This window comes from Lactococcus sp. KTH0-1S (genome assembly GCF_052544945.1).
Window position 1 is genome coordinate 2,001,275 of the sequence record NZ_CP195165.1, and the last position, 25,994, is coordinate 2,027,268.

Genomic DNA, 25,994 nt, shown 5'->3' on the forward strand with positions numbered 1-25,994 from the left:
TTCTAATAAAACTATACTCCGTAGATTATTGAAAGTCAAATACTTACTATCGTTAGATTTTTCTGAAAATTTTCATTGTCAGTAAATTGACAAAGATTTTGCCTATAACCGAAGTCAGCCTCCTAGACTCTAGAAAATAGATAGCTTTGAACTTGCGCAAGTTCAGAAACGTAATTTCCTAATTTTCCCTCTCGCTTGCAGTCGACTTCACATGGTATAATAAAAAAATGAACGACAAACTTGAAAAATCTATTATTTTACAAAAAAATCCTTGGCTGACTGATGTAAAAATTGTCGCTGAATCTGAATCAACTCAAAAAGATGCTAAATTAGACGGACAAGAAAATTGTCTTTATTTAACTGAAAGACAAAATAAAACTTATGGTCGTTTTGGCCGTCAATATTTTGCTGCGCCGTCTGGCGGAATTTATATGAGTTTGTCACTCAAACCTAAAGTTGAACTAGAAAAACTTCCAGAGTTCACTCTGCTGACAGGAGCTGCCATTGTGTCAGCAATCGAAAAATTAACTGACAAAAAGCCTCAAATTAAATGGGTTAACGATATTTATCTAGACGATAAAAAATTTGTTGGTATTCTTGCCGAAACTTCACTTAATCCAACTCAAGAAGCTCAAGTTATTATTGGTGTCGGAATTAATTTTTCTATTTCCCAATTTCCAACTGAAATCGAAGAAAGAGCCACTTCTTTATTTTATAATGAACAAGCAAGCATCAGTCGTTCGGAATTAATTGCCGAAATCTGGTCTGAATTTCATCGTTTATCAGAGGATTCATTTTTTGAAATTTATAAATCTCACTCATTTATTCTTGGCAAACAAGTTGAATTTGTTCAATCTGGACAAACTTTTTCCGGAAGGGCTACAGATTTAACCTCTAAAGGTGAGCTTATCGTAAATTTACATAATGGTCAGCAAAAAATACTTTCCAGTGGCGAGATCTCACTAAAAAAATGGACTTAATCAGTCCATTTTTTCAGTTATTATTATTATATTATATAGGAGGCCAGTTTTAGGTCATGGTGGACCAGAATTATTTTACTGACAGAACTTTCTGTCAGTAACTTTTTTAGAAATCTGACCAGTCATCTTCTTTTTCTTTTTCAACTGGTTGTGCTTCCTTAGTCTTACGACTTTTTGGTTCATCCCATGGATTTCCCCATTGGTTTGAATCTTGTTGATTTTGACGTCCTTTATCTTCATAACGACGTGCCCAATTATTCATTTTATCTGAATAACGTTCTGACCAACGATCCATTTTTTCATCAAAATGTTGCGCTTTACGATTCCATTTTTCTTGATAATCATCTTCTGAATCATCATAGTAATTTCGTGGTCTAGCACTTGGAATAATCCAACTTGCTACGAAATACAATGGAATCAATCCGCCCCAGCTTCCGAAAGCTAGAACAACAAATAGGATACGTAGAATCGTCACAACATCACGACCCAGACCAAAATATTCTGCAATCCCTGCAATGACACCACTGACTCTACGATTTGTCACTGATTTTGTTAATTGTCTTTGAGACATAATTTATCCTTTCTTCATAATCGTTGAATTAACCTTGTGACGGTGTCATCAATAGACTCGCAATCACATAAACAATGAGTAATGTTCCCCAACTTCCGAAAGTACCAAGCACAATCAGAACCCGAATTACATTAATTACTGTACGGCTCAAGCCAAAGTATTCACCAAGTCCCCCGACGGTTCCTGCGATGACTCGATTGCTACTTGATCTTTTCAGAGTTTTTTTAGCCATTTCTCACCTTTCTTTTCAAATTTTACTGACAGAACTCTTATAAAATTTCTGTCAGTAAAATTTTATTCAGTTTCTTCTTTGTCAGTAGTTTCAGTATCTTTAAGCCAAATCGTTCCTGATTTTGTTTCAAATTCAAAGGTTAATGACTCAGCACCTTGACGGACAATCGCTGCTCCATTACGGCCAGCTTCAAAAGGACTATCAAGATTTAACCGTGTCTTATATCCGCCAAAGATTGTGCGAACATGACCAACCAAACCCAAACTTTCTGGTACAGAAACTTTGATATCGCCATTCACATTTTTAAGATTTAATTTGTGAGCCGTTCCTGTTTTTTCGGTCAGCAAAATATTTCCGTTTACGAGTGAGACATCACCAGATTCAAAAGCAGTTGTAATTCTGATATTACCATTAACTCCAGTTAATTCTAAATCTGAATTCGTGCCATCAATTACTTTGATTTCACCATTCTTATTGTTAATCTTCAACTCATCGCTGTTTACTTCAAGCACTTCAGCATTTCCGTTCATAAGATTAATATTCATTTTTTGACTGGAAATTTTTTCAACTTTAAGTTCTGCATGAGGTGTATTAATCTCAATATTTTCATATTCTTTTACTGGTAAGTAAAGTTCAATATCCGCAGAAATTCGACCATTTGCTTCAATTTCAAGCACATCATCTTCAACTTCAAGTTTAGTTTTTTCAGCAATGTAAGCTTCTACATTACCATCTTCAACTGCCCCGTAAATTTTATATTCTACTTTTACATGGGCATTTTCACCCGGTAAAATATTTACTTTACCACTCTTAAGATTAAGATTAACATTTTTGAAATCTTCGTTGATATCTTTTTCTATAGTGTGAGAAATTGATTTAACCTTAGGAAATCCTTTTGAAAAATCAATATTATCATCAACAGATTTTGCAACCCCTTGGAAAATTTCTTTACCTCTAGCAAACAAACTTTCTGCAACATTTTTCATTGCATCAGGAAAATCTACATCGTGATTAACATATCCTTCTTTATCTGTATATGTGAATTCTTTGTTCTCAGTTTTATCATCAGAAGCTTCTCCATTCACTGAACCATTTTTTTCAAGTAATTCTAAAGCTTCATCTTCCGTGATAATTCCACGACGCATCAAATCCATAATTCTATCTTTTTTATTAGCCATTTTTTTAGATCCTTTCTCTGCTCATTCAAGCATTCAATATCTTAAAAACTTTTTTTATTGAGATTATCTTTATCTCGTACACTTATTATCTCAAACTTTTACCAAATAAAAATCAGCCTTTGGGCTGATTTTTAACATCTTCTTTTTTAAACTAAATAAAAGATTCAACACTCCTGTTTTACTGACAGAACTACTAATTAATTTTGTCAGTAATTATTTAGGTTGAATATAAGTTGCCAAAGCAGCTACACCAGCAGAAATATGGCGTTCGCTGACAATATTATTACCTTTAACATTCATCTCTGAAACGAGAATAGAGTTATCTGAATAAACCTTTTCAACAAAAGCTACGTGCCCATATTCAGAACTTGAACCAGCTACTCCTGGTGGGAAGCTGACAGCATAACCCTCAGTTGGAACAGTTGTTGTGAAATAACCTTGAGCCTGAGCATTAATTCCCCATTCTCCACCATTACCCATGTGGGTACCAATTTGTCCACCAAGTTGAATAATTCGATTATAAACATACTGCGTACAGTTACCAAAAGCATAACTATCCGCCCCAGGATATTCCACACTATTATAATCTGGATAAGCGGAGTTATCCAATTTTGAAGCCACTAGTGGGCTTTCTGGAACTTTAGCATCTACAACAGCTGTAGTACTGTCCACATTATCATAAAAATTCAAATTATATTCTTGAATAATTTCGATTAATTTTTGAGCATACTCGGGATCAGTTGCAAAAACTCCTTGCAATGCCTGTGCCGCTTCTTGATAAGTTTTAGCCTGTGACTTCCAAGCTCCAGCATAAATTTCAGAATTCCAGGTCGTTCCTTTAATCATCAGATTAATATAATCATCTAAGGCTTGGTCATAGTTACTATAAATTCTAAAACTTTGTTCAAGATAGAACGGATTATTTCCAGAAAATTCTTGTGTTTTAAACGAAATTGATTTCCCTAAATATGCACCTGTAATATTGAAAATATTAAAATATTGCTGACTCATATTACTTTGACCAGAACCAGATTCTAAAATAGCCTGTGCCAAAATAATTGAAGCATACAAATTATTCTTGCCAGCCAAAATTCTTACTCGGTCTGCAATACTTTTGATAAAAGCTTCCGTACTAGACGAATCAATTTTTTAAATCGGTTTAGCAGCTTGAATTTTCTTCAAAACAGGACCGTATAAACAGATACAGCTGAATCAGATGAAGAATTAGGACTCTGCATTACAGTTGACGCTTGATAGTAAGAATTATCCTGCGAATAGTTTGAATGTGCAGACGTAGATAGTGAAACCGAGGGTCCTGTTGTAGAAACAGATTTTGATGGTACTTGAGTGGTTATAGAAGACTTACTATCTGAACTGTTATTCGCTGATGAATTTGAATTATTTGGTTTTGATGTTGACTCAGAGCTATCCGGTTTTGAAGATGAGCTTGAACCATTTGAATTTGATGGAGAACTTGAGCTTGAACTGCTTGAGCTTGATGAAGCATCTGAGCTACTTGAACTCAAACTACCTGAGCCTGACGACGCGTCTGAGCTAATAGATTCAAATGAAGCATTCGAATTATTTGAACTAAACGTAGAACTTGAATCGCTTGTATCTAATGTTAACGGTGCAACTGATCCACTTGTACTATTCGCACTTGACGTCTCTATACTTGAACTACTTACAGTTGTTGGCGCATCCGAAGTTAGCTCTAAAGTATCACCAGAATTTGCAACAGTGACCTCGTCAGCATGTCCAGCTACGCCAAAAGCAGTCATTCCCAAAATTAGTGCCGTCCCTGCAATAAATTTATCTTTTTTCAAATGCGTTATTTTAATACTATTAATCAATTTTAACTTATCCTCCACACCAAACATAATAATTTCAACATTGTCCTCTCAAAGACATCGACTCTAACATAATTGTAACATTCAAAGCTACATAAGTCAAACTAATCACTCATATTTATGGAACATAAATTTAAAAAATAGCAAATTCTTTTAAAATAAGAATAAATCCAAATATATTTTTATTGCCATCCACATCATATTCATTTTTTAAAATTATAAAAAAACGCCTGTCAAAAATGACAAACGTTTATTTAATCATATTTTAAAAGATGATTAAGCTTTGTTTGCTGAACCGAATACGTCGATACGTTCTTCAACAGACGCAGTAATTGCATCGAAACCAGGTTTCAAGAATTTACGTGGGTCGAAAAGTTTTTTCTTCATGTATTCTGCTTCATTAGCATCAAATTCATTAACGAATTTACGAGTAGCAGCTGCGAAAGCAAGTTGGCATTCAGTATTAACGTTAACTTTAGCTACACCATTAGCGATAGCTTCTTTGATTTGATCATCAGGGATACCAGAACCACCGTGAAGTACGATTGGCACATTGTGTCCCATAGCTTCAACGAGTGCTTTGTTCAATTTTTCAAGGTGATCGATGTGAAGACCTTTCCAGTTTTCTGGGTAAGGACCGTGAATGTTACCGATACCTGCTGCAAGGAAGTCAACACCAAGTTTAGCCATTGCAACTGCATCATCAATAGGAGCAAGTTCACCTTCACCAACAATACCGTCTTCTTCACCACCAATTGAACCAACTTCACATTCAACTGAGATGCCTTTAGCATGAGCTTTAGCGATTACTTCTTCAGCAAGTTTAAGGTTTTCTTCGATTGGAAGATGTGAACCGTCAAACATCAATGATGAGTAACCAACTTCGATACATTCCAAAGCATCATCAAAATGACCGTGGTCAAGGTGAATAGCAACTGGAACTGTGATTCCCATTGATTCTACAAGAGTTTCAATGAGGAGTTTACACATTTTGTAACCACCCATGTATTTAGCCGCACCCATAGAAGTTTGGATCAATACTGGAGTCTTTTTAGCTTCTGCTGCACGCAAGATAGCTTGAGTCCATTCAAGGTTGTTTGTGTTGAAACCACCGATAGCGTATCCGTTATCACGAGCGGCTTGTACGAATTTTTCTGCTGAAACGATTGCCATTTCAAAATTCCTCCGAATATTTTATTACTTACCTAGTATAGCATTTTGTGAAGTATTTTTCTAGTCCAAGCTCGCAAAAAACCAAAGTAACCGCTTTATTAAGCCATTCTTAAAGAAAGATAAAAAAAGATTAATAGTTTAATAACTATTAATCTTAGCATATCCCGAGGACCGGTTTCGAACCGGTACGAAGGTTACCCCTCGCAGGATTTTAAGTCCTGTGCGTCTGCCAGTTCCGCCACCCCGGGTATTATACAAAAACTCCCACTTGGGAGAATTATCAAGCGAACGACGAGATTCGAACTCGCGACCCCAACCATGGCAAGGTTGTGTTCTACCCCTGAACTACGTTCGCACTTAAACTTTGTGTCTTCCGACAATGCCGACTACATGATTCGAACACGCGACCCTCTGATTACAAATCAGATGCTCTACCAACTGAGCTAAGTCGGCTAATACCTAGTATGCGGATGAAGGGACTTGAACCCCCACGCCGTTAAGCGCTAGATCCTAAATCTAGTGCGTCTGCCAATTCCGCCACATCCGCTAGGATTATGACCCGTGCTGGGCTCGAACCAGCGACCCTTTGATTAAAAGTCAAATGCTCTACCAACTGAGCTAACGAGTCATTAGTATTTCTACTAACGGTTCTGACGGGAATCGAACCCGCGATCTTCGCCGTGACAGGGCGACGTGATAACCGCTACACTACAGAACCTTTATTCACTTAATGGCTGAAACAACCAATGGGAGTTAACGGGATCGAACCGCTGACCCTCTGCTTGTAAGGCAGATGCTCTCCCAGCTGAGCTAAACTCCCAAAACTTGGCCACTCGCCTATCTCCCAGGGGGCAACCCCCAAGTACTTCCGCCGTAGATGGACTTAACTTCTGTGTTCGACATGGGAACAGGTGTATCTCCATCGCAATGATGACCAAATCATTAAATGTTACCTTGAACATTCAAAACTAAATAACAATTCTTCTAACTTTTAAACCATAAGCCTATTATATTTGACTCTTTTGGTAAAGTCCTCGAGCGATTAGTACTGGTCCGCTCCAAGTCTCGCAACTCTTCCACTTCCAGCCTATCTACCAGATCATCTCTCTGGGCTCTTAATTCTTACGAATGGGTAATCTCATCTTGAGGTGGGCTTCGCACTTAGATGCTTTCAGCGCTTATCCCTTCCCTACATAGCTATCCAGCCGTGCTCCTGGCGGAACAACTGGTACACCAGCGGTAAGTCCATCCCGGTCCTCTCGTACTAAGGACAGATCCTCTCAAATTACCTACGCCCGCGACGGATAGGGACCGAACTGTCTCACGACGTTCTGAACCCAGCTCGCGTGCCGCTTTAATGGGCGAACAGCCCAACCCTTGGGACCGACTACAGCCCCAGGATGCGACGAGCCGACATCGAGGTGCCAAACCTCCCCGTCGATGTGAACTCTTGGGGGAGATAAGCCTGTTATCCCCAGGGTAGCTTTTATCCGTTGAGCGATGGCCCTTCCATGCGGTACCACCGGATCACTAAGTCCTAGTTTCCTACCTGCTCGAGTTGTAGCTCTCGCAGTCAAGCTGGCTTTTACCTTTACACTCTACGATTGATTTCCAACCAATCTGAGCCAACCTTTGAGCGCCTCCGTTACTCTTTAGGAGGCGACCGCCCCAGTCAAACTGTCCGTCAGACACTGTCTCCCTGGCCGATTATGCCAGCGGGTTAGAGTAACCATAAGTCAAGGGTAGTATCCCAACAACGCCTCAATAGAAACTAGCGTCCCTATTTCAATGGCTCCTACCTATCCTGTACATGACTTACAGGTACTCAATATCAAACTACAGTAAAGCTCCATGGGGTCTTTCCGTCCTGTCGCGGGTAACCTGCATCTTCACAGGTACTAAAATTTCACCGAGTCTCTCGTTGAGACAGTGCCCAAATCATTACGCCTTTCGTGCGGGTCGGAACTTACCCGACAAGGAATTTCGCTACCTTAGGACCGTTATAGTTACGGCCGCCGTTTACTGGGGCTTCAATTCATACCTTCGACTTACGTCTAAGCACTCCTCTTAACCTTCCAGCACCGGGCAGGCGTCACCCCCTATACATCACCTTGCGGTTTAGCAGAGAGCTGTGTTTTTGATAAACAGTTGCTTGGGCCTATTCACTGCGGCTGGCTTTTACACCAGCACCCCTTCTCCCGAAGTTACGGGGCTATTTTGCCGAGTTCCTTAACGAGAGTTCTCTCGATCACCTGAGGCTACTCGCCTCGACTACCTGTGTCGGTTTGCGGTACGGGTAGATATGACTTTACGCTAGAAGCTTTTCTTGGCAGTGTGACATCAGAGAGTTCGCAACCGTAGTTGCTTCCCCATCACAGCTCAATGTTAAAGAGAAATGCATTTGACACATCTCACACCTCACTGCTTAGACCAGAATCCATTAACTGGCATCTCTTAGCCTACTGCGTCCCTCCATCACGATCATATCTAGTACTGGAATATCAACCAGTTGTCCATCGACTACGCCTTTCGGCCTCGCCTTAGGTCCCGACTAACCCAGGGCGGACGAGCCTTCCCCTGGAAACCTTAGTCTTACGGTGGATAAGATTCTCACTTATCTTGCGCTACTCATACCGGCATTCTCACTTCTTAACGCTCCAGCACTCCTCACGGTATACCTTCATCGCGGTTAAGAACGCTCTCCTACCATTGATAAAATATCAATCCAAAGCTTCGGTAATATGTTTAGCCCCGGTACATTTTCGGCGCAGGGTCACTCGACTAGTGAGCTATTACGCACTCTTTGAATGATAGCTGCTTCTGAGCTAACATCCTAGTTGTCTGTGCAACCCCACATCCTTTTCCACTTAACATATATTTTGGGACCTTAGCTGTTGGTCTGGGCTGTTTCCCTTTCGACTACGGATCTTAGCACTCGCAGTCTGACTGCCGAACATGTGTATTAGCATTCGGAGTTTATCTGAGATTGGTAATCCTAGACGGACCCCTCACCCAAACAGTGCTCTACCTCCAATACACTTACATTTCGACGCTAGCCCTAAAGCTATTTCGGAGAGAACCAGCTATCTCCCAGTTCGTTTGGAATTTCTCCGCTATCCACAAGTCATCCAAACACTTTTCAACGTGTCCTGGTTCGGGCCTCCAGTGCGTCTTACCACACCTTCACCCTGCTCATGGATAGGTCACTAGGTTTCGGGTCTACATCATGATACTAAGTCGCCCTATTCAGACTCGGTTTCCCTACGGCTCCGTCTCTTCAACTTAACCTCGCATCATAACGTAACTCGCCGGTTCATTCTACAAAAGGCACGCTCTCACCCATTAACGGGCTCGAACTTCTTGTAGGCACACGGTTTCAGGTGCTATTTCACTCCCCTCTCGGGGTTCTTTTCACCTTTCCCTCACGGTACTGGTTCACTATCGGTCACTAAGGAGTATTTAGGGTTGGGAGATGGTCCTCCCGGATTCAAACTGGATTTCGCGTGTCCAGCCCTACTCAGGATACTGCTAGGTATAAGCGCTATTTCGTCTACGGGATTATTACCCTCTTTGATTAACCTTCCCAGGTTATTCGACTATAATGCTTAAGTCCACGTTGCAGTCCTACAACCCCAAGAAGCAAGCTTCTTGGTTTGCCCTTCTTCGCGTTCGCTCGCCGCTACTTACGAAATCGTTTTTACTTTCTCTTCCTGCAGGTACTTAGATGTTTCAGTTCTCTGCGTTACCTTTACATGAGCTATGTATTCACTCATGAATAACTGCTAGTAGCAGCTGGGTTTCCCCATTCGGAGACCTAGGGATCAAGGCGTACTTACTGCTCCCCCTAGAATATCGTCGTTAGTCACGTCCTTCATCGGCTCTTAGTGCCAAGGCATCCACCGTGCGCCCTTATTAACTTTGCCATGATGATTTATAATCATCGTTTTTCAAGTATAAGTTTGTAAATTCTTTAAAATTCACAGCTTTTGGTTTATTTATCGTTATTAGATATTGTTATTTAGTTTTCAATGTTCAAGTGATTTTAACGTCTTGTCTGACAATGGAGCCTAGCGGGATCGAACCGCTGACCTCCTGCGTGCAAAGCAGGCGCTCTCCCAGCTGAGCTAAGGCCCCACAATCAAGAATTTGATTCTTGCTTAGGTTTATCACTAAACCCCTCAAAACTGAATAAAGTTGAATGCTCACGTCTTTGTATATATTCCTTAGAAAGGAGGTGATCCAGCCGCACCTTCCGATACGGCTACCTTGTTACGACTTCACCCCAGTCATCGGTCTTACCTTAGGAAGCGCCCTCCTTGCGGTTAGGCAACCTACTTCGGGTACTCCCAACTCCCGTGGTGTGACGGGCGGTGTGTACAAGGCCCGGGAACGTATTCACCGCGGCGTGCTGATCCGCGATTACTAGCGATTCCGACTTCATGTAGGCGAGTTGCAGCCTACAATCCGAACTGAGAATGGTTTTAAGAGATTAGCTAAACATCACTGTCTCGCGACTCGTTGTACCATCCATTGTAGCACGTGTGTAGCCCAGGTCATAAGGGGCATGATGATTTGACGTCATCCCCACCTTCCTCCGGTTTATCACCGGCAGTCTCGTTAGAGTGCCCAACTTAATGATGGCAACTAACAATAGGGGTTGCGCTCGTTGCGGGACTTAACCCAACATCTCACGACACGAGCTGACGACAACCATGCACCACCTGTATCCCGTGTCCCGAAGGAACTTCCTATCTCTAGGAATAGCACGAGTATGTCAAGACCTGGTAAGGTTCTTCGCGTTGCTTCGAATTAAACCACATGCTCCACCGCTTGTGCGGGCCCCCGTCAATTCCTTTGAGTTTCAACCTTGCGGTCGTACTCCCCAGGCGGAGTGCTTATTGCGTTAGCTGCGATACAGAGAACTTATAGCTCCCTACATCTAGCACTCATCGTTTACGGCGTGGACTACCAGGGTATCTAATCCTGTTTGCTCCCCACGCTTTCGAGCCTCAGTGTCAGTTACAGGCCAGAGAGCCGCTTTCGCCACCGGTGTTCCTCCATATATCTACGCATTTCACCGCTACACATGGAATTCCACTCTCCTCTCCTGCACTCAAGTCTACCAGTTTCCAATGCATACAATGGTTGAGCCACTGCCTTTTACACCAGACTTAATAAACCACCTGCGCTCGCTTTACGCCCAATAAATCCGGACAACGCTCGGGACCTACGTATTACCGCGGCTGCTGGCACGTAGTTAGCCGTCCCTTTCTGGGTAGTTACCGTCACTTGATGAGCTTTCCACTCTCACCAACGTTCTTCTCTACCAACAGAGTTTTACGATCCGAAAACCTTCTTCACTCACGCGGCGTTGCTCGGTCAGACTTTCGTCCATTGCCGAAGATTCCCTACTGCTGCCTCCCGTAGGAGTTTGGGCCGTGTCTCAGTCCCAATGTGGCCGATCACCCTCTCAGGTCGGCTATGTATCATCGCCTTGGTGAGCCTTTACCTCACCAACTAGCTAATACAACGCGGGATCATCTTTGAGTGATGCAATTGCATCTTTCAAACTTAAAACTTGTGTTTAAAGTTGTTATGCGGTATTAGCATTCGTTTCCAAATGTTGTCCCCCGCTCAAAGGCAGATTCCCCACGCGTTACTCACCCGTTCGCTGCTCATCCAGTCGGTACAAGTACCAACCTTCAGCGCTCAACTTGCATGTATTAGGCACGCCGCCAGCGTTCGTCCTGAGCCAGGATCAAACTCTCAAATAAAGTATTTAAGTCACCTAGGTGACTGGCTTGTCTTTCATTATTGATTGACAGATTTTTGATGTATCTTACTACATCACATGAGTCATTCTTCTTTATTCAGTTTTCAATGGTCTAGCTTATCGCTTCAAGACCCTCGTCTCTTGCGACAACTATTATATTCTATCAAACCTACTTCTCATTGTCAAGAATTAACTGTGACTTTTATCCCTTTTTTTATCTTACATCCGGAAAACCCCGCGGTTGTCATGTTTTATTAAATACATTAATATTCAATTCTTGGTAAATTTAGTTTTCTTTGTTCTGAAATGATTCTGATGAGAACGATAAAGATGACAGAAATAAATAAAGCAAAGTTATGGCTGATTACCGATTGAAGGTATACATATAGAATTCCACCAATAATACATGGTAGGGCATAGATGTTTTCTCTAAAAATCATTGGAACTTGATTTGCAATCACATCGCGAATCATTCCACCACCGACACCTGTCAATACTCCTAAGAATACAATGAAGAAGATATTTTGTGAATAACCATGTGCTATTCCAGCATCAATCCCTAATACTGTAAAAATTCCTAAACCTATTGCGTCAGAAACCAGGAGAAGATTATTATAGAAACGTGCTGCTTTAAAAATACTCAATGCTTCTCTTCTTGATTTAATTATTAGTGCTACAAGCATAGCTACTATTGATGCAATAATCGAAATAACTATAAAAAATGGTGATTTTAATGCTGTAGGCGGTGTTGCTCCTAAGAGTAAATCTCGAAATATCCCACCACCAACTGCTGTTATTACTGACATCACAAGAATACCAAAAATATCTAGTTTATGATTGATCCCCACTACGGTCCCCGAAATAGCGAATGCTACGGTTCCTAAAATTTCCAAAAATAAATAAAAACTGCTAATCACTTCCATATTTCTTTATACTTCACCTTAATAATCTTTTTAATACAATTTATTATACCCTATAATTCTCCAATATAAATAAAAAAGAGACTGATTTTCAACAGTCTCTTTTTCTTTAATCAACGCGGCTAAAATTAGCAACATCTGCGCTGATATTTTCAATAAATTCTTCAAGCGGAATGACTTTTGTTTCTTTTGAGCCATAACGACGAATATTTACAGTTCCATCAGCTTGTTCTTGGTCTCCAATAACAATTTGATATGGAATTTTATGTGTTTGTGATTGACGAATCTTCCAGCCCATTTTTTCATTGGCTTCATCGACAACAACGCGGAATCCTTTATCTTGAAGTTCACGTTGAATTTTCCATGCATAATCGGCATGAATTTCATTATTTACTGGGATAATGGTTGCTTGAGTTGGAGCGAGCCATGTTGGGAAAGCACCTTTATAAACTTCGATAAGGTAGGCAATGAAACGTTCAAGGGTTGAGATTACACCACGGTGAATCATTACGGGGCGATGTTTTTCCCCGTCAGCACCGATATATGAAATATCAAAGTTTTCAGGATTAAGGAAGTCTAACTGAATAGTTGAAAGTGTTTCTTCATTACCAAGCGCAGTTTTAACTTGAATGTCAAGTTTAGGACCGTAAAATGCTGCTTCCCCTTCTGCTTCAACGTAGTCAAGATTCATGTCATCCATTGTTGCTTTAAGCATGGCTTGAGATTTTTCCCACATTTCATCATCTGGGAAATATTTCACTGTATCTTTAGGGTCACGGTAGCTAAGTCGGAAACTGTAATCATTGATTCCAAAGTCACGGTACATGTCCATAATCAATTGAAGGATTTTACTAAATTCTTCCTGAACTTGTTCTAACATGACAAAAGTATGACCATCATTCAAAGTCATTTCGCGGACACGTTGAAGTCCTGAGAGTGCTCCTGATTTTTCATAACGGTGCATCATCCCAAATTCGGCAATACGAATTGGGAGTTCACGATAAGAATGAACGTGATGTTTATAGATAGCAATATGGCTTGGACAGTTCATTGGACGAAGTTCCATTTCTTCGCCATCACCCATATCCATTGGTGGATACATATCTTCATGGTAATGTTGCCAGTGACCTGATTGTTTATAAGTATTAAGGTTCATCATGACTGGTGTGATAACGTGTTGATAACCGTTTTTCACTTCTTGGTCAACGACAAAACGTTCAATAATTCGACGAATTGTTGCTCCAGCTGGGAGCCAGTAAGCAGTTCCTGCACCAAGTTCTGCGTCATTAAAGAACAAGTCAAGTTCGCGACCGAGTTTACGGTGGTCACGTTCTTTTGCTTCTTCACGAAGTTTAAGATTTTCTTCTAATTCTTCTTTTGTAAACCAAGCTGTACCGTAAATACGTTGCATCATCTTGTTATCAGAATTACCGCGCCAGTAAGCACCTGCAACGTTGAGAAGGTGGAAAAATTTGATGACACCAGTTGATGGAACGTGTGGGCCACGGCAAAGATCAGTGTACTCACCTTGAGTATAGATAGTAAGTCCACCTTCATCTTCATTGTGTTCTTCAATGAGTTCGAGTTTGTATGGATCATTTGCAAAAATTTCTTTTGCTTCTTCTTTGCTTACTTCTTTACGTTCTGATTTGAAGTTTTCTTTGACGATTTTCTTCATTTCAGCTTCGATTGTAGCCAAATCATCATTTGAAATTTGACCGGCTTCGTTATCTGTATCATAATAGAAACCATCTTGAATAGCTGGTCCAACACCCAAGTGAATATCAGGGAAATGGCGTTTTGCCGCTTGAGCAAAGAGGTGAGCAGCTGAATGTCGTAAAATTCCAAGTGCATCTTCATGGTCTGGTGTTACAATTTCAAAGTTGCTATCTTCATTGATTGCTCGAGTGGCATCAATTAATTTTCCGTTTACCTTACCTGCAAGTGTTTTTTTGGCAAGACTAGGTGAGATTGATTTAGCGATTTCAAATGTTGTTACGCCCACCTCAAATTCTTTTACGTTACCGTCTGGAAATGTTATTTTAATCATTTTATGTGCCTTTCTTTAATCTTTTTTAGTTGGAAATTACTGACAGAAAAATCCGATTGCTTGGGAGCAATAAATTACTTGTTAAAAGTCTTGTCAATAATTTATGGAAATAAAAAAACGCAAATCTCATCCTATAAAGGACGCTACTTGCGTGTTACCACCTTTGTTCTATTTGCTGACAAAATTCGTTAAGCTCTTTCTAGCAATTATTGCTTACAAAAGTGCTCAATTTTTAGCTATAAAATTGCTGTCAGTAAATTTCTCTTCTTTGACGTAACGTGTCAGAGACGCTTTTCTGTTGTCCAAAAAAGAATTTAACTTACAAAAAGTCTGTAAGTAGTGAGTGGTATTTTTAGCTGCCATTTCAGGCTCGCATCAACCGCCTGATTTCTTAGAAATTTTCACTAAAAACATGTCTCTTTTTATATTGTAAAGCTTGACCTAAAATTTGTCAAGAAGGAAATAATACTAAATAAAATTACTGACAGCCCAAAATTAAAAGTTCTGTCAGTAATTTTTACTGACGAGTAAAAAAGAACTCAATGAGTTCTTTTTATATTAATGTCTTTGCTCAATATTTTGCTTTGTTTTGTAAGCAAGAAAATCGCGTGCCACATCTTTATCAAAATCATTGAGTTGTTTTATCACTTGGTTTTGAATCGTTTCAATCTCAATTTTTTCAAAAGAGAGCTCAGCAATTACTTTTTCAACGACTTTTGTTACATTATTAGCAATCATATTGGCGTGGAGCGGTTTATCTTTGTATTTACCATTGATTGCAGCTTTGAATACTGCCGTTTGAATGCGGAAGCTATCCCAGTCAACGACATGTCCATTACGTTTGATAACTACTTTATTAACTAATTTTGCTTGCATCAATTTCTCCTTATTTTTTAATCTTCTTACAATACTATTATACCAAATTTTTCGGAATTATTTAAAAGTTTCGACGATTAATACGATATTGAGTAAAGTTACAAAAACTCCTGTTGCTAATAAGAGCCACTTTGTAAACCAAACATTTTTATATTTACCCATTACTCTTTTAGAACTTGTCAAATAAATTTGCAAAAAGATAGTAATTGGTAATTGGATACTTAAGAAAACCTGTGAATAAATTAAAATATTAAAGGGCGAAGTCACAAAACTTAAAGCGCAAATGGCAATCGTTGCTCCAATTATTGTGATTAAAACACCTAATTTACTATGTGGGTCTTGTGCATCATAAGGTTCTGCAAAGATTCCTGCAAAAATTGACCCACCTGCCATTCCTGCTGTTACCGATGAGGCTACTCCTGCAAAAAGAAAGGCAATCGCAAAAATAATTGCAGCCACTGGACCAAGGAGAGGAACGAGCATTTCTTGTGCTTGATTAATCTCTGTTACAATTCGAGGGAAAAATAAAGCCGCAGCAATGATAATAATTGCAGAATTAATCACCCAGCCTAGAAACATTGAAAAAATTGTATCAAAGAACTCAAAACGCAATTGTCTTTCCATCACCGCTTCATCTTTTAAATTCCACTGACGACTTTGAATAACTTCCGAGTGTAAAAATAGATTATGTGGCATGACAACGGCCCCTAGGGCTGACATGATGATTGGCATTGATTTTGCATCAACAAAAGGAATAACCATTCCTTTTGCTGCTTGTCCCCAATTAATATGTTGAATAATAAAAATTTCTAGTAAAAGTGCAATCCCAATCAAACTTACAAAACCAATAATAACTTTTTCAATTTTAGGATATGAATTACTAAACAAAAACCAGATAACTAAACCAGCTGTTAAAATTGCTCCTACCACAATTGGTAATTTAAAGAGCATTTGCAAAGCTATGGCTCCACCCAAAATTTCAGCAACTGCTGTCGAAATAGAAGCTAAAACTCCCGTTCCCAAAACTGTTCTACTGAGCCAGGGTCTAAGGTATTGGGTCGCATTTTCTGACAAACACTTTCCTGTGACAATCCCTAAGTGGGCCACATTATGCTGGAGAAAAGCCAACATAATTGTTGATAGAGTAATTACCCAAAGTAATTTATAACCAAATTGAGAACCCGCAGCAAGATTGGCAGCCCAATTTCCTGGATCTATAAATCCCACTGCAACAATCAATCCTGGTCCAACATACTTCAAAAAATCAAGGGCTGGATATTTTTTATCTTGTAAAAACCGCCTCATTTTTATCCTTTTCATTTTCACTTCCTTTTGGACAATTATAGCATGCAGCATTTAAGAGTTCAACTTTACAAAATAAAAAAACCGTCAGTAAATGTTACTGACGGTCATTAAAAATAATTGATTATTTGGCAACGATGAAACGGTCTGCATCATCCATGAAAGTTTTTTCGCCAGCAGGTGCTTCGATTGAACCAAATACAAGTTGTCCACGAAGTTTCCAGCTTTCTGGAAGATTCCATTCTTTAGCAACGGCTTCGTCAATCAATGGATTGTAGTGTTGCAAGTTAGCGCCTAAACCAAGTTCAGCAAGAGCAGTCCATACATTTACAGAAATAATTCCTGAACCTTGTTCTGACCAAACTGGGAAGTTATCTGCATAAAGAGCAAATTGTTCTTGAAGATTTTTAACAACTGCTTGGTCTTCAAAGAAAAGAATTGTACCAAAAGCCGCTTTAAATCCATCAAGTTTTGCACGTGTGTTATCCCAAGCTGATTCAGGAACACCTTGTGCTTCCATGGCTGCTTTAAGTTCTGGGGCAACAATTTCATCCCAAAGTTTATCTTGGGCATCACCTGTGAGGATCAAAAGACGTCCAGTTTGTGAATTGAAAGCTGTTGGTGAAAAACGTACAGCTTCTTTAATTGTTTCAATCACTTTTTCTTCATCTTGAACGTTTCTTCCAAGAGCATAGATTGTGCGACGGTTTTCTAATGATTTAATGAATGACATAATAATTACTTCCTTTTTTATTTTTATTGTTTACATATGTAATCTTATCAAATAAATTTACACTTGTAAACTATTTTGATTCAAAAAATTACTTTTTTTATAAAATAAAAAAAATCCCTATTTGAAATAGGGATAAATTTATTATTTAGTACCGAACAAACGGTCTCCAGCATCACCAAGACCTGGGACAATATAACCATGTTCATTAAGTTTTTCATCCAAAGCTGCAGTATAAATTTCAATATCCGGATGTGCTTCTTGGAGAGCTTTCACTCCTTCTGGTGCAGCAACAAGACAAACAAATTTAATATTTTCTGCTTTAGCATTTCGTTTTTTAAGAGAATCAACTGCTAAAATTGCTGAACCACCAGTCGCAAGCATTGGGTCAACAAGGAAAATTTGACGGTCAGCAATATCGGCTGGAAGTTTCACTAAATATTCAACTGGTTTAAGTGTTTCTTCGTCACGATACATTCCGATATGCCCTACACGAGCAGCTGGAATCAATTTCAAAATTCCGTCTACCATCCCAATACCAGCACGCAAGATTGGTACAATCGCTAATTTTTTACCTGCGATTTGTTTAACCGTCGTTTTTTGAACGGGTGTTTCGATTTCGACATCTTCAAGGGGTAAATCTCTTGATACTTCGTAGGCCATGAGCATTCCAATTTCATCAACAAGTTCACGGAATTCTTTTGTCGATGCCTCTTTACGACGCAAGATTGAGAGTTTGTGTTGAATCAATGGATGTTCTACGACTTGAAATTTTGACATTTTGATTTTCCTTTCGCTAGATCCCTTTGCTAAGCAAAGTTCAGATTTGTAAACTGCCTTTAAAAGGCAATTTTGCTAATTTTAGGCAAAATTTTTTAGAGCCTAGCAAGCTCGCTATTCTCTAAAAGCATTTTTTCTATTTTACCACTTTTTTGGCCTTTTTGGGAGGAATAAGATGAAATTTAAAAAAATTTAAATTTTTCGTCTTTTATTCTTTATTTTTTCTTAATTATCATATTTTTTCAAGACCATTTTAATTAAAAATGGTGCCAATACAGTTGCTAAAATAATCACGATAACCAGCTCCGAATAAACTTCATCTGTGATAATGGCACTCGTCAGACCAATTTGAGCTACAATCAGAGCCATTTCCCCTCGTGAAATCATTCCTGTTCCAATCAACATACTCTCACCAGTACTTAATTTACTTGATTTCCCAACAAAATAGGCGGGGATAAATTTCGTCAAAATTGCTAAAAGGGTAAAGAGTAAAATTATCCAAGGATGATGAATTAAACTATCGAATTGAACAGATATGGCGATAAGTACAAAGAATACTGGGATAAAAATAACGTAACCGATTGCTGAAGTATATTCTTCAATCTTATGACTTACTTCTGTTTGTGAAATAGCAAGTCCTGCAAAGAAACTACCTATTACCGCTGACATTCCTACGCTATCAGCAAGTAGACTTAATCCCAAACAAATAATCAAGGCAACAATCGTATTTTTGTTGGCAATGGGTAGTTTTTGGACGAATTTCCAAAATCTTGGAATAAGCTTATGCACAAGAAATAAAAAGGCAAAAAAGAGAAGTTCAAGCAAAAATTGGAAGAAAAGATGAGAACCAGAACCACCATTTTTAAAACTAGTAAAAATTGATAAAATCAATACAGCTAAAATATCATCAACAACTGCAGCTCCTAGAATAATCGAACCTGCACGTGTACTGAGCTTACCATATTCTTGCAAGACTTCAACCGTAATCGACACTGAGGTCGCAGCGAAAACAATTCCATAAAAGAAACTGGTCGATATTCCGTAACCAAAGCCAAAAGCAACAAGTCCAAAGGCAACTAATGGCACAATTACACCACCAACTGCAACGAGCATTGATGCTTTAAAATTTTTCTTTAGAACAGTTAAATCACTCTCAATTCCTGCTAAGAACATGAGTAAGATAACTCCAATCTCAGACATCACTTCTAGAACATGACCGCTATGAACCAAGCCTAAAACTGATGGAGCAATCAAAATCCCAACAAGCATTTGTCCAACGACAGCTGGAATTTTAAGGCGTCTTGAAACAAGAGTAGCAATTAAAGAGGCAATTAAAACAATTGTGAGTTGTAAAATATCATTCATAAGTTGATTTTAACATATTTTTCATTCTTAAAAATACTTTTTCGACTAAAATCCTTAAACTTTGAATGTTTCTACGAGTCGTTGGCTTGCTTCTTTAATCAATGAGAATGGTGCAGCAGCATTTAATCTGGCATGCGCTTGTCCGGCTTTTCCAAAACTTATTCCTTTATTTAAAATCACACCTGCCTCTTCTGCTAATTTTTCATCCAATACCTTATCTTCTAATTGATATTCAGAAAAATCAAGCCAAATCAAATAGGTTCCTTGAGGTTTCATTACTTTGATTTTTGTTTTTTGATGAAGTTCTGACTCAATATAAGTGATATTTTTTTCAAGCACATTTTTGAGTTCATTTAACCATTCACTTCCATTTTCATAAGCAACTTTGGTGGCTAGCATTCCTAAAGTGCTAATTTCTTGTTGATTATTTGCTAGTCTTCTTTGTAAGTATTTTTCACGTAAATCTTGGTTTTCGATAATTGCATAAGCGCATTTCACGCCAGCAATGTTAAAACTTTTAGTGGCAGAAGATAAAACAACTGAAAAATCTTTGAAGTCTTCTGAAAGAGTGTTAAAGGTCTGGTGCTGATGACCAAACAATGTTAAATCTTGATGAATTTCATCAGAAACGACAATCACATTATGCTTTTTACAAATTTGGCCAAGTTTTATCAGTTCTTCTTTCGTCCACACGCGCCCACCAGGATTGTGGGGGTTACAAAGAATATATAATTTCACAGAATTTTCAACAATTTCTTTTTCAAAAACTTCAAAATCAATTAGAAATTCCCCATTTTTTTCCATCAATTTATTTTCAATTAGCTTTCGATTATTTAACTTAACTGTTCTGGCAAATGGGGGATAAACAGGTGTGTTTATTAAAACGGCATCATTCTCTTTGGTCAATGCTTGAATGGCCAGACCAATTCCTGGAACAACTCCTTCAACCAAAATTAAAGCTTCTTTAGAAAAGTCATACTGATGTTGATTTTTTTCCCAATTTTGAATGCTTTTAATTAAATCTTCTTCAACATAGGCATATCCATAAACTCCATAGTCTGCGTAATCATGGATACTTTGTTTTATTTCTGGTAAGGCAAGAAAATCCATATCAGCCACCCATAATGGAAGTTTATGAGGATTCTCTTTTATTTCTTGCCATTTTACAGAATTGTGGTCAAGTCGATTTGGAATGGTTGTAAAATCATATTTTGTCATTTTTATACTCTCTTTTTTCTTTTCGTCATAGGATAGCTGTCACTGCTTTAGCAGTTTACAGATATGATAGTAGCTCCATCAGTAAAAAATTTACTGACAGAACATATTTTAGCACTTATGGATATGCTGGTAGTCTCATCATAGGATAGCCGTTGGCGCTTCGCTTTTTTGTCATTCGCTTTAGCGGATAGACAAAACGGACAGCGTAACACGCAGTGCGTAGATAGCCTTTACGGATATGCTAGTTTATTCATCAGTGATTTTTAATTTTCTAAAGCTTCTTTGAGATCTTCTATTAAATCGCGAACATCTTCTATCCCAATCGAAAGGCGAAGCAAATCATCTGTTAAACCATAACTTTCTCTAATCTCAAGTGGAATATCATGGTGAGTTTGCGCTGTTGGATAAGTGATTAAAGATTCAACACCTCCTAAGCTTTCAGCAAAGGTAAAAACGCTCAAGTGATTTAAAATAGCAGGAATTTTGTTTTTGTCAGTAACTTTTAGAGAAATCATGCCACCTAATCCTGGGTAAAGTACTTCTTTTACTGATGGAAGTTTTTTTAGGAAAGTCACAATTTTTTGGGCATTTTTAGTTGCCCTCTCCATTCTGAGACTTAAAGTTTTCAAGCCTCGCATGACAAGATAGCTATCAAACGGAGAAAGAACTGCTCCTGTAGTATTGAGCTGATATAATAATCTTTCATAAAGTTCTTCATCATAAACAATGACCGCTCCAGCCAAGACGTCATTATGCCCTGATAAATATTTTGTTGCCGAATGAATCACTAAATCCGCACCCAATTCTAATGGTTTTTGATAAATTGGGGTATAAAAAGTATTGTCAACAATCACTTTTGCATGATATGCCTGTGCTTTATTGGCGATTTTTTCAATATTATATTTAACCATCATTGGATTGGTCGGTGTTTCAATATAAACAATATCAGTATTTTCATCTATTAGCTCAAGCATTTCTTTTTCGCTTTTAGCATAGGAGAAGTAAAATCGCCCTTCTTTTTCTTGTTCATCAAACCAGCGAAATGAACCTCCATACAAATCTCGACTGGCAACAATTTTTGAACCGATTGGAAAAACCGAAAAGGCCAAGACAATTGCAGCCATTCCTGACGAAGTTGCTAGAGCAAATTGTCCTGATTCAATTGAAGCAAGGGCTTCTTCCAAGGTTGCTCTTGTTGGATTTTTGGTTCTGGTGTAATCAAAGCCAGTCGATTGGCCAAATTCTGGATGTTGATAGGTCGTTGAAAAGTGCAAAGGACTGACTAAAGCTCCCGTTGCCTCATCTTGATGAATTCCAACTTGCGTCAATAAAGTATCTAATCTTTTATTCATAAATTTCCTCATTTTTTAACTCAATATTTTTTACTTTTGCTCTTTTTGATTAAAATCATAATTTTCTTCATTCAAATGTTGACTCAGACGTTCTCCTAGATAAGGCGTTCCTTGATAAACCGCATAATTCAACCAATTTGAAAAAAAGAGGGAAGCTGCTGAAGCCCAAGTGCTTTTTGGCTTATTTTTATCATCATTTTCTGGAAAATAATTTTGGGGAAGATTGGGTTTCAGTCCTTCCTCTTTATCTCTCTCATATTCCCAAGCTAAAGTTTCACGGTCATATTCTAAATGGCCAAAAAGATAAATTTCACGCAAATTTTTCTTCGCTAAAATTGAAAATCCGGTTTCTTTGGAGCTTGACAAGACTTCCAAATCAGGTACTTTTTTTATTTCTGATGGATTTGATTGGGCATATCGCGATTGTGGATAATTAAAAAAATCATCAAATCCTCTAAATAATGGATTTTTAGGTTGCTCTACTGAGCTTTTGTAAATACCACACAATTTTTGCGGAAGATTTTCTTTAGTTACACCATAGCGAGCATAAAGTGCCGCTTGTGCCCCCCAACAAATATGCAGACTTGAATAGACATGGCTTTTAGACCAATCAATAATTTTCAAAAGCTCACTCCAATAGTCCACTTTTTCAAAGTTTAACTGCTCAACCGGAGCTCCTGTGACAATTAATCCGTCGTAATATTGACTCTTAATCTCAGAAAAAGATTTATAGAAGGAATCTAAATGCCCTTGTTTCGTATTTTTAAAATCATGAGAAGTCATATATAAAAAGTCAACATTAATTTGTAATGGAGTGTTCGATAGTAATCGTAGAATTTGTCTTTCAGTTATTAATTTACGCGGCATGAGATTGACCACCAGCAAATTTAAAGGGCGAATATTTTGATTCTTCGCTCGTTCATCATTCATAACAAAAATATTATCCGCTCGCAAATCATCAATTGCGGGCAGACCTTCAATCACTTTTACCGGCATAAATCACTCAACTTTCAAATAGAATTAGACTCAATTATAGCCCTTCGTGATTTTTTTGCAATAGTCTCGCATTTTAATTCTGTGATGGTCTAATTTAAAATTTTTAATCTTATAATAAAACTTGCCTATGGCAAGTCTCATTTTGTATTTTATTTATTTATAATTCGAGCAATGATTTTATCATAGATTACTCTCATTTCTTTTTCTGAGGATTTTTCGGAAAATTTTTCTAGGGGAATCCAGGCTAATCCCTCTGTTTCAGCTGTATTCTTTTGAAGTGAATCACTTTCCTTTGCTTCAAATAAAAAAGTAACATTAAGATGAATATGAGCACTGACATAACCGTATTTTCTGTGATGATGTCCAAAAACAGGTAAGGCTTCAATTGAAATTGGCTTTTCTGAAAGTTTTTTGAAAGTTTGCAGTCCCGTTTCTTCTTGAACTTCTTTTACCGCTACAGCTAATAAGTCAGCATTGCCATCAGCATGGCCACCTACCCAACCCCAACTTTGATAAATCTTATGATAAATTCCTAAAATTTTATCATGACTTTCATTCAAAACAAATGCACTTGCTGTAAAATGTGCAATAGAAGACCGATTCAAATTTTTTTCATCAGCTGCAAAATCTTGAAAAACTTTAAAATCTGTTTTTTCTTGCTGACCTTCTGGTACAAAATTCTCTAATAATTTTTCTATTTGATTTTTCATTTTTCACCTCACAAAATTATTACAATGATACTCATTAAAATTAAAGAAATAAACATGGATAAACTTATTGTCAATCCAGCTAAGGCCTTATCATTCCCAAGTTCTATAGCCTGAATCATATGTAAAAAGGACATTGGGCAAAAGAAGATTAATAAAAGAATTTCTTTTATTATGGCTGGAAATGGAAGGAAAAAATAAACCAAACTAGCTAAAATAAAAGCTAGTAAATAGCGCCAAGTCAATATTTTTAAGACAAGTTTTAATTTTCCCTTTGGCAGACGAAATTCCATAAAAAGCCCAATCGTAAAGATAGATAAAAGGGTATTAGCATTTGCTAAAGGGCGAATTGGAATTAGCCATTCATCCGGAAAAGATAGGCCGAAAATTGCTAAAATAAACATAAAAATATAAACAACAAAGGGTGGATTACGAAATAAGACGCCAAATATTTCTTGTAAGATAAATCCGTGTTTTTTTCTGTCACTTGAAAGTTCAACAATTGCTTGAGTAGTCCCTGTCACCATTAATGAGTTTCCCATGTCAAACATGGCAAGAAATGGAATTGCCGCTGGAAAAAAACTAGAAACAAAAGGAATTGAAAAATTTCCGATATTATAACCTGACAAATCAAACATAAAAAGTCCACGTTCTTCAACAGTAGCTTTTCGTCCAATAAATTTTCCTAGAAAAACCAAAAGAAGATTGGAAAAAAGTCCCATAAACATCAAAATAAAAAAAATATTAGAGAGTTTCGTATGATTGACTCCAATTAAAATTGTTGCTGGCAGAGTCAGATAAACAACCATTTTTGAAGTTAATGCTCCGTCTTTTTGATGAAGAATTCCAATTTTCTTTAGTAGGAGAGCTAAAAACAAAACAAGCATGATACTCAAGGCGTTGAGAAGAATTGTGGTCATTATTTTACTTTCTGTCAGTCATTTTTTTATTCTGTCAGTAATTTTGTAACTCCTAAGTTTACTGACAGCCTATCTCAATTAATTCTAGCATTTTTTTAAGCAAAAACTCCCGTAAAAATACGAGAGTCTTTTTTGATTATTTAATTTCAATGGTATATTCGCAAGAAAATTTTCCTTCTGGTGCCAATTGATTGATTCCAAATTTGTTGGTAATATCTCCATCAGTATTTTCATCATCTGCAATTCCACACCAAGGTTCGATACAAACAAAAGGTGCTTCATTTGGATAAGGTGACCATAAACCAAAATAAGGCATATTTTTCCATGTTAGGCTGACTCCGTGGTCATCTAATTTATTGGTCAATGAAACTTTCATCTCCTTTGATGAAGTATAAACTAAAGCATCTTTATCAAAAAGTGCTCTTGTTAATGGGAGTTGACTGACTTGGCTTTCAACTCTTTCATCTAGTTTCAAAGTTCCTGACGGTGGATCAAGTGGAATAAATGTCCGCTTTTCATCTGGTGAAATTGTTAATTGGTAATCTTCAAAAGCTCCATTTTTTAAAGGAACATTGAAAGCTGGGTGAGCCCCAACGCCAAAAGACATGAATTTTTCATCTTCATTTTTCACTTCATAACGAACTCTAATTTTATTGTCTACTAGTTTATAAGAAACACGGAAAACAAAATGAAAAGGATAGTGATTTAAGCTATCTTCATTGTCACGAAGTTCAAAAACAAGTTCATCAGCTGATTTCTTAATTAATTCAAAATCATTATCGCGTGCAAAACCGTGTCCGCCCATTTTATAAGTTTTGTCATTATAGCGATATTCCCCATTTTTCAATTTCCCTACGATTGGAAAGAGAACTGGAGCATGACGGCCCCAAAATTTTGCATCTGCTTGCCACAAATATTCAATATCATCATGTTGAATAGAATGCATTTCTGCTCCAAAAGTATCCACAACAACATTTAAGTGGTCATTTTTCAAAGTGTAATTCATAAAAAACTCCTTATA

General features: G+C 37.9%; 18 protein-coding genes, 8 tRNA genes, 3 rRNA genes and 1 pseudogene. 1 reads left to right on the plus strand and 29 read right to left on the minus strand.

The window, feature by feature from the left end:
• Nucleotides 1–227 precede the first annotated feature (227 nt).
• The gene (locus tag ACRYLU_RS09740; RefSeq protein ID WP_445080935.1) at nt 228–980 is read left to right on the plus strand and encodes a biotin--[acetyl-CoA-carboxylase] ligase; all 753 of its coding nucleotides are present in this window, start codon (nt 228–230) and stop codon (nt 978–980) included.
• A 106-nt stretch (nt 981–1,086) separates the two neighbouring features.
• Here the strand turns inward: ACRYLU_RS09740 and ACRYLU_RS09745 are convergent, their stop codons facing one another.
• The 29 genes and pseudogenes from ACRYLU_RS09745 to ACRYLU_RS09885 form a co-directional block, all read right to left on the minus strand.
• Nucleotides 1,087–1,551 (minus strand): PspC domain-containing protein, encoded by a 465-nt coding sequence (locus ACRYLU_RS09745; protein ID WP_003131461.1) that lies wholly within the window; start codon nt 1,549–1,551, stop codon nt 1,087–1,089.
• A gap of 28 nt (nt 1,552–1,579) precedes the next feature.
• On the minus strand, nt 1,580–1,783 hold the full coding sequence (locus ACRYLU_RS09750; RefSeq protein ID WP_003131460.1) for a PspC domain-containing protein: 204 nt from the start codon (nt 1,781–1,783) through the stop codon (nt 1,580–1,582).
• 62 nt (nt 1,784–1,845) lie between these two features.
• Complete coding sequence (locus ACRYLU_RS09755) at nt 1,846–2,961, minus strand: DUF4097 family beta strand repeat-containing protein (RefSeq protein ID WP_038602047.1); 1,116 nt, start codon at nt 2,959–2,961, stop codon at nt 1,846–1,848.
• 213 nt (nt 2,962–3,174) lie between these two features.
• Nucleotides 3,175–4,742 (minus strand): annotated as a pseudogene (locus ACRYLU_RS09760) (amidase domain-containing protein).
• A 345-nt stretch (nt 4,743–5,087) separates the two neighbouring features.
• Nucleotides 5,088–5,984: a class II fructose-bisphosphate aldolase gene (locus ACRYLU_RS09765; RefSeq protein WP_038602049.1), complete on the minus strand. Its 897-nt coding sequence runs from the start codon at nt 5,982–5,984 to the stop codon at nt 5,088–5,090.
• A gap of 162 nt (nt 5,985–6,146) precedes the next feature.
• Nucleotides 6,147–6,232 (minus strand) — tRNA-Leu (locus tag ACRYLU_RS09770).
• Nucleotides 6,233–6,267: 35 nt separating this feature from the next.
• Nucleotides 6,268–6,339 (minus strand) — tRNA-Gly (locus tag ACRYLU_RS09775).
• Between the two features lie 25 nt (nt 6,340–6,364).
• A tRNA-Thr gene (locus ACRYLU_RS09780) sits at nt 6,365–6,437 on the minus strand.
• Nucleotides 6,438–6,449: 12 nt separating this feature from the next.
• Nucleotides 6,450–6,531 (minus strand) — tRNA-Leu (locus tag ACRYLU_RS09785).
• Between the two features lie 8 nt (nt 6,532–6,539).
• A tRNA-Lys gene (locus ACRYLU_RS09790) sits at nt 6,540–6,612 on the minus strand.
• Nucleotides 6,613–6,629: 17 nt separating this feature from the next.
• Nucleotides 6,630–6,702: transfer RNA gene (locus ACRYLU_RS09795), tRNA-Asp, on the minus strand.
• Between the two features lie 29 nt (nt 6,703–6,731).
• Nucleotides 6,732–6,804, minus strand: a tRNA-Val gene (locus ACRYLU_RS09800).
• A 3-nt stretch (nt 6,805–6,807) separates the two neighbouring features.
• Nucleotides 6,808–6,923 (minus strand): 5S ribosomal RNA (rrf, locus tag ACRYLU_RS09805).
• An 83-nt stretch (nt 6,924–7,006) separates the two neighbouring features.
• Nucleotides 7,007–9,907, minus strand: a 23S ribosomal RNA gene (locus tag ACRYLU_RS09810).
• A gap of 138 nt (nt 9,908–10,045) precedes the next feature.
• Nucleotides 10,046–10,118, minus strand: a tRNA-Ala gene (locus ACRYLU_RS09815).
• Between the two features lie 93 nt (nt 10,119–10,211).
• Nucleotides 10,212–11,758: ribosomal RNA gene (locus ACRYLU_RS09820) — 16S ribosomal RNA — on the minus strand.
• The 16S, 23S and 5S rRNA genes sit together here with 8 tRNA genes alongside, the layout of an rRNA operon.
• A gap of 262 nt (nt 11,759–12,020) precedes the next feature.
• The gene (locus tag ACRYLU_RS09825; RefSeq protein WP_038602051.1) at nt 12,021–12,680 is read right to left on the minus strand and encodes a trimeric intracellular cation channel family protein; all 660 of its coding nucleotides are present in this window, start codon (nt 12,678–12,680) and stop codon (nt 12,021–12,023) included.
• Nucleotides 12,681–12,786: 106 nt separating this feature from the next.
• On the minus strand, nt 12,787–14,727 hold the full coding sequence (thrS, locus tag ACRYLU_RS09830; protein ID WP_038602053.1) for a threonine--tRNA ligase: 1,941 nt from the start codon (nt 14,725–14,727) through the stop codon (nt 12,787–12,789).
• A gap of 558 nt (nt 14,728–15,285) precedes the next feature.
• Entirely contained in the window at nt 15,286–15,603 is a 318-nt protein-coding gene (locus tag ACRYLU_RS09835) for an ATP cone domain-containing protein (protein WP_004254946.1), read from the minus strand.
• 57 nt (nt 15,604–15,660) lie between these two features.
• The gene (locus ACRYLU_RS09840) at nt 15,661–16,908 is read right to left on the minus strand and encodes an Nramp family divalent metal transporter (protein WP_445080936.1); all 1,248 of its coding nucleotides are present in this window, start codon (nt 16,906–16,908) and stop codon (nt 15,661–15,663) included.
• Nucleotides 16,909–17,029: 121 nt separating this feature from the next.
• Complete coding sequence (locus ACRYLU_RS09845; protein ID WP_010906194.1) at nt 17,030–17,638, minus strand: nitroreductase family protein; 609 nt, start codon at nt 17,636–17,638, stop codon at nt 17,030–17,032.
• Nucleotides 17,639–17,779: 141 nt separating this feature from the next.
• Complete coding sequence (upp, locus tag ACRYLU_RS09850) at nt 17,780–18,415, minus strand: uracil phosphoribosyltransferase (protein ID WP_011835873.1); 636 nt, start codon at nt 18,413–18,415, stop codon at nt 17,780–17,782.
• 225 nt (nt 18,416–18,640) lie between these two features.
• A complete protein-coding gene (locus ACRYLU_RS09855) occupies nt 18,641–19,780 on the minus strand; it encodes a cation:proton antiporter (protein WP_038602062.1) in 1,140 nt (379 codons plus the stop codon).
• A 54-nt stretch (nt 19,781–19,834) separates the two neighbouring features.
• Complete coding sequence (locus tag ACRYLU_RS09860) at nt 19,835–20,998, minus strand: MalY/PatB family protein (protein ID WP_058204991.1); 1,164 nt, start codon at nt 20,996–20,998, stop codon at nt 19,835–19,837.
• Nucleotides 20,999–21,261: 263 nt separating this feature from the next.
• Nucleotides 21,262–22,350 (minus strand): cystathionine gamma-synthase, encoded by a 1,089-nt coding sequence (locus ACRYLU_RS09865; protein WP_445080937.1) that lies wholly within the window; start codon nt 22,348–22,350, stop codon nt 21,262–21,264.
• A 30-nt stretch (nt 22,351–22,380) separates the two neighbouring features.
• A complete protein-coding gene (locus ACRYLU_RS09870; protein WP_445080938.1) occupies nt 22,381–23,346 on the minus strand; it encodes a homoserine O-succinyltransferase in 966 nt (321 codons plus the stop codon).
• Between the two features lie 149 nt (nt 23,347–23,495).
• On the minus strand, nt 23,496–24,056 hold the full coding sequence (locus tag ACRYLU_RS09875) for an NUDIX hydrolase (RefSeq protein ID WP_445080939.1): 561 nt from the start codon (nt 24,054–24,056) through the stop codon (nt 23,496–23,498).
• 8 nt (nt 24,057–24,064) lie between these two features.
• The gene (locus tag ACRYLU_RS09880) at nt 24,065–24,973 is read right to left on the minus strand and encodes an AEC family transporter (RefSeq protein WP_098394164.1); all 909 of its coding nucleotides are present in this window, start codon (nt 24,971–24,973) and stop codon (nt 24,065–24,067) included.
• A 136-nt stretch (nt 24,974–25,109) separates the two neighbouring features.
• Nucleotides 25,110–25,979: an aldose 1-epimerase family protein gene (locus tag ACRYLU_RS09885; RefSeq protein WP_038602077.1), complete on the minus strand. Its 870-nt coding sequence runs from the start codon at nt 25,977–25,979 to the stop codon at nt 25,110–25,112.
• Nucleotides 25,980–25,994: the final 15 nt, after the last annotated feature.

What these genes read in the sequence shown, in the direction of transcription:
- ACRYLU_RS09885 (WP_038602077.1), bottom strand. Translation starts at nt 25,979, where the DNA reads ATGAATTACACTTTGAAAAATGACCACTTAAATGTTGTTGTGGATACT.
- ACRYLU_RS09860 (WP_058204991.1), bottom strand. Translation starts at nt 20,998, where the DNA reads ATGACAAAATATGATTTTACAACCATTCCAAATCGACTTGACCACAAT.
- upp (WP_011835873.1), bottom strand. Translation starts at nt 18,415, where the DNA reads ATGTCAAAATTTCAAGTCGTAGAACATCCATTGATTCAACACAAACTC.
- ACRYLU_RS09845 (WP_010906194.1), bottom strand. Translation starts at nt 17,638, where the DNA reads ATGTCATTCATTAAATCATTAGAAAACCGTCGCACAATCTATGCTCTT.
- ACRYLU_RS09755 (WP_038602047.1), bottom strand. Translation starts at nt 2,961, where the DNA reads ATGGCTAATAAAAAAGATAGAATTATGGATTTGATGCGTCGTGGAATT.
- ACRYLU_RS09750 (WP_003131460.1), bottom strand. Translation starts at nt 1,783, where the DNA reads ATGGCTAAAAAAACTCTGAAAAGATCAAGTAGCAATCGAGTCATCGCA.
- ACRYLU_RS09740 (WP_445080935.1), top strand. Translation starts at nt 228, where the DNA reads ATGAACGACAAACTTGAAAAATCTATTATTTTACAAAAAAATCCTTGG.
- ACRYLU_RS09835 (WP_004254946.1), bottom strand. Translation starts at nt 15,603, where the DNA reads ATGCAAGCAAAATTAGTTAATAAAGTAGTTATCAAACGTAATGGACAT.
- ACRYLU_RS09745 (WP_003131461.1), bottom strand. Translation starts at nt 1,551, where the DNA reads ATGTCTCAAAGACAATTAACAAAATCAGTGACAAATCGTAGAGTCAGT.
- ACRYLU_RS09870 (WP_445080938.1), bottom strand. Translation starts at nt 23,346, where the DNA reads ATGCCGGTAAAAGTGATTGAAGGTCTGCCCGCAATTGATGATTTGCGA.
- ACRYLU_RS09865 (WP_445080937.1), bottom strand. Translation starts at nt 22,350, where the DNA reads ATGAATAAAAGATTAGATACTTTATTGACGCAAGTTGGAATTCATCAA.
- ACRYLU_RS09855 (WP_038602062.1), bottom strand. Translation starts at nt 19,780, where the DNA reads ATGAATGATATTTTACAACTCACAATTGTTTTAATTGCCTCTTTAATT.
- ACRYLU_RS09840 (WP_445080936.1), bottom strand. Translation starts at nt 16,908, where the DNA reads ATGAGGCGGTTTTTACAAGATAAAAAATATCCAGCCCTTGATTTTTTG.
- ACRYLU_RS09765 (WP_038602049.1), bottom strand. Translation starts at nt 5,984, where the DNA reads ATGGCAATCGTTTCAGCAGAAAAATTCGTACAAGCCGCTCGTGATAAC.
- thrS (WP_038602053.1), bottom strand. Translation starts at nt 14,727, where the DNA reads ATGATTAAAATAACATTTCCAGACGGTAACGTAAAAGAATTTGAGGTG.
- ACRYLU_RS09825 (WP_038602051.1), bottom strand. Translation starts at nt 12,680, where the DNA reads ATGGAAGTGATTAGCAGTTTTTATTTATTTTTGGAAATTTTAGGAACC.
- ACRYLU_RS09880 (WP_098394164.1), bottom strand. Translation starts at nt 24,973, where the DNA reads ATGACCACAATTCTTCTCAACGCCTTGAGTATCATGCTTGTTTTGTTT.
- ACRYLU_RS09875 (WP_445080939.1), bottom strand. Translation starts at nt 24,056, where the DNA reads ATGAAAAATCAAATAGAAAAATTATTAGAGAATTTTGTACCAGAAGGT.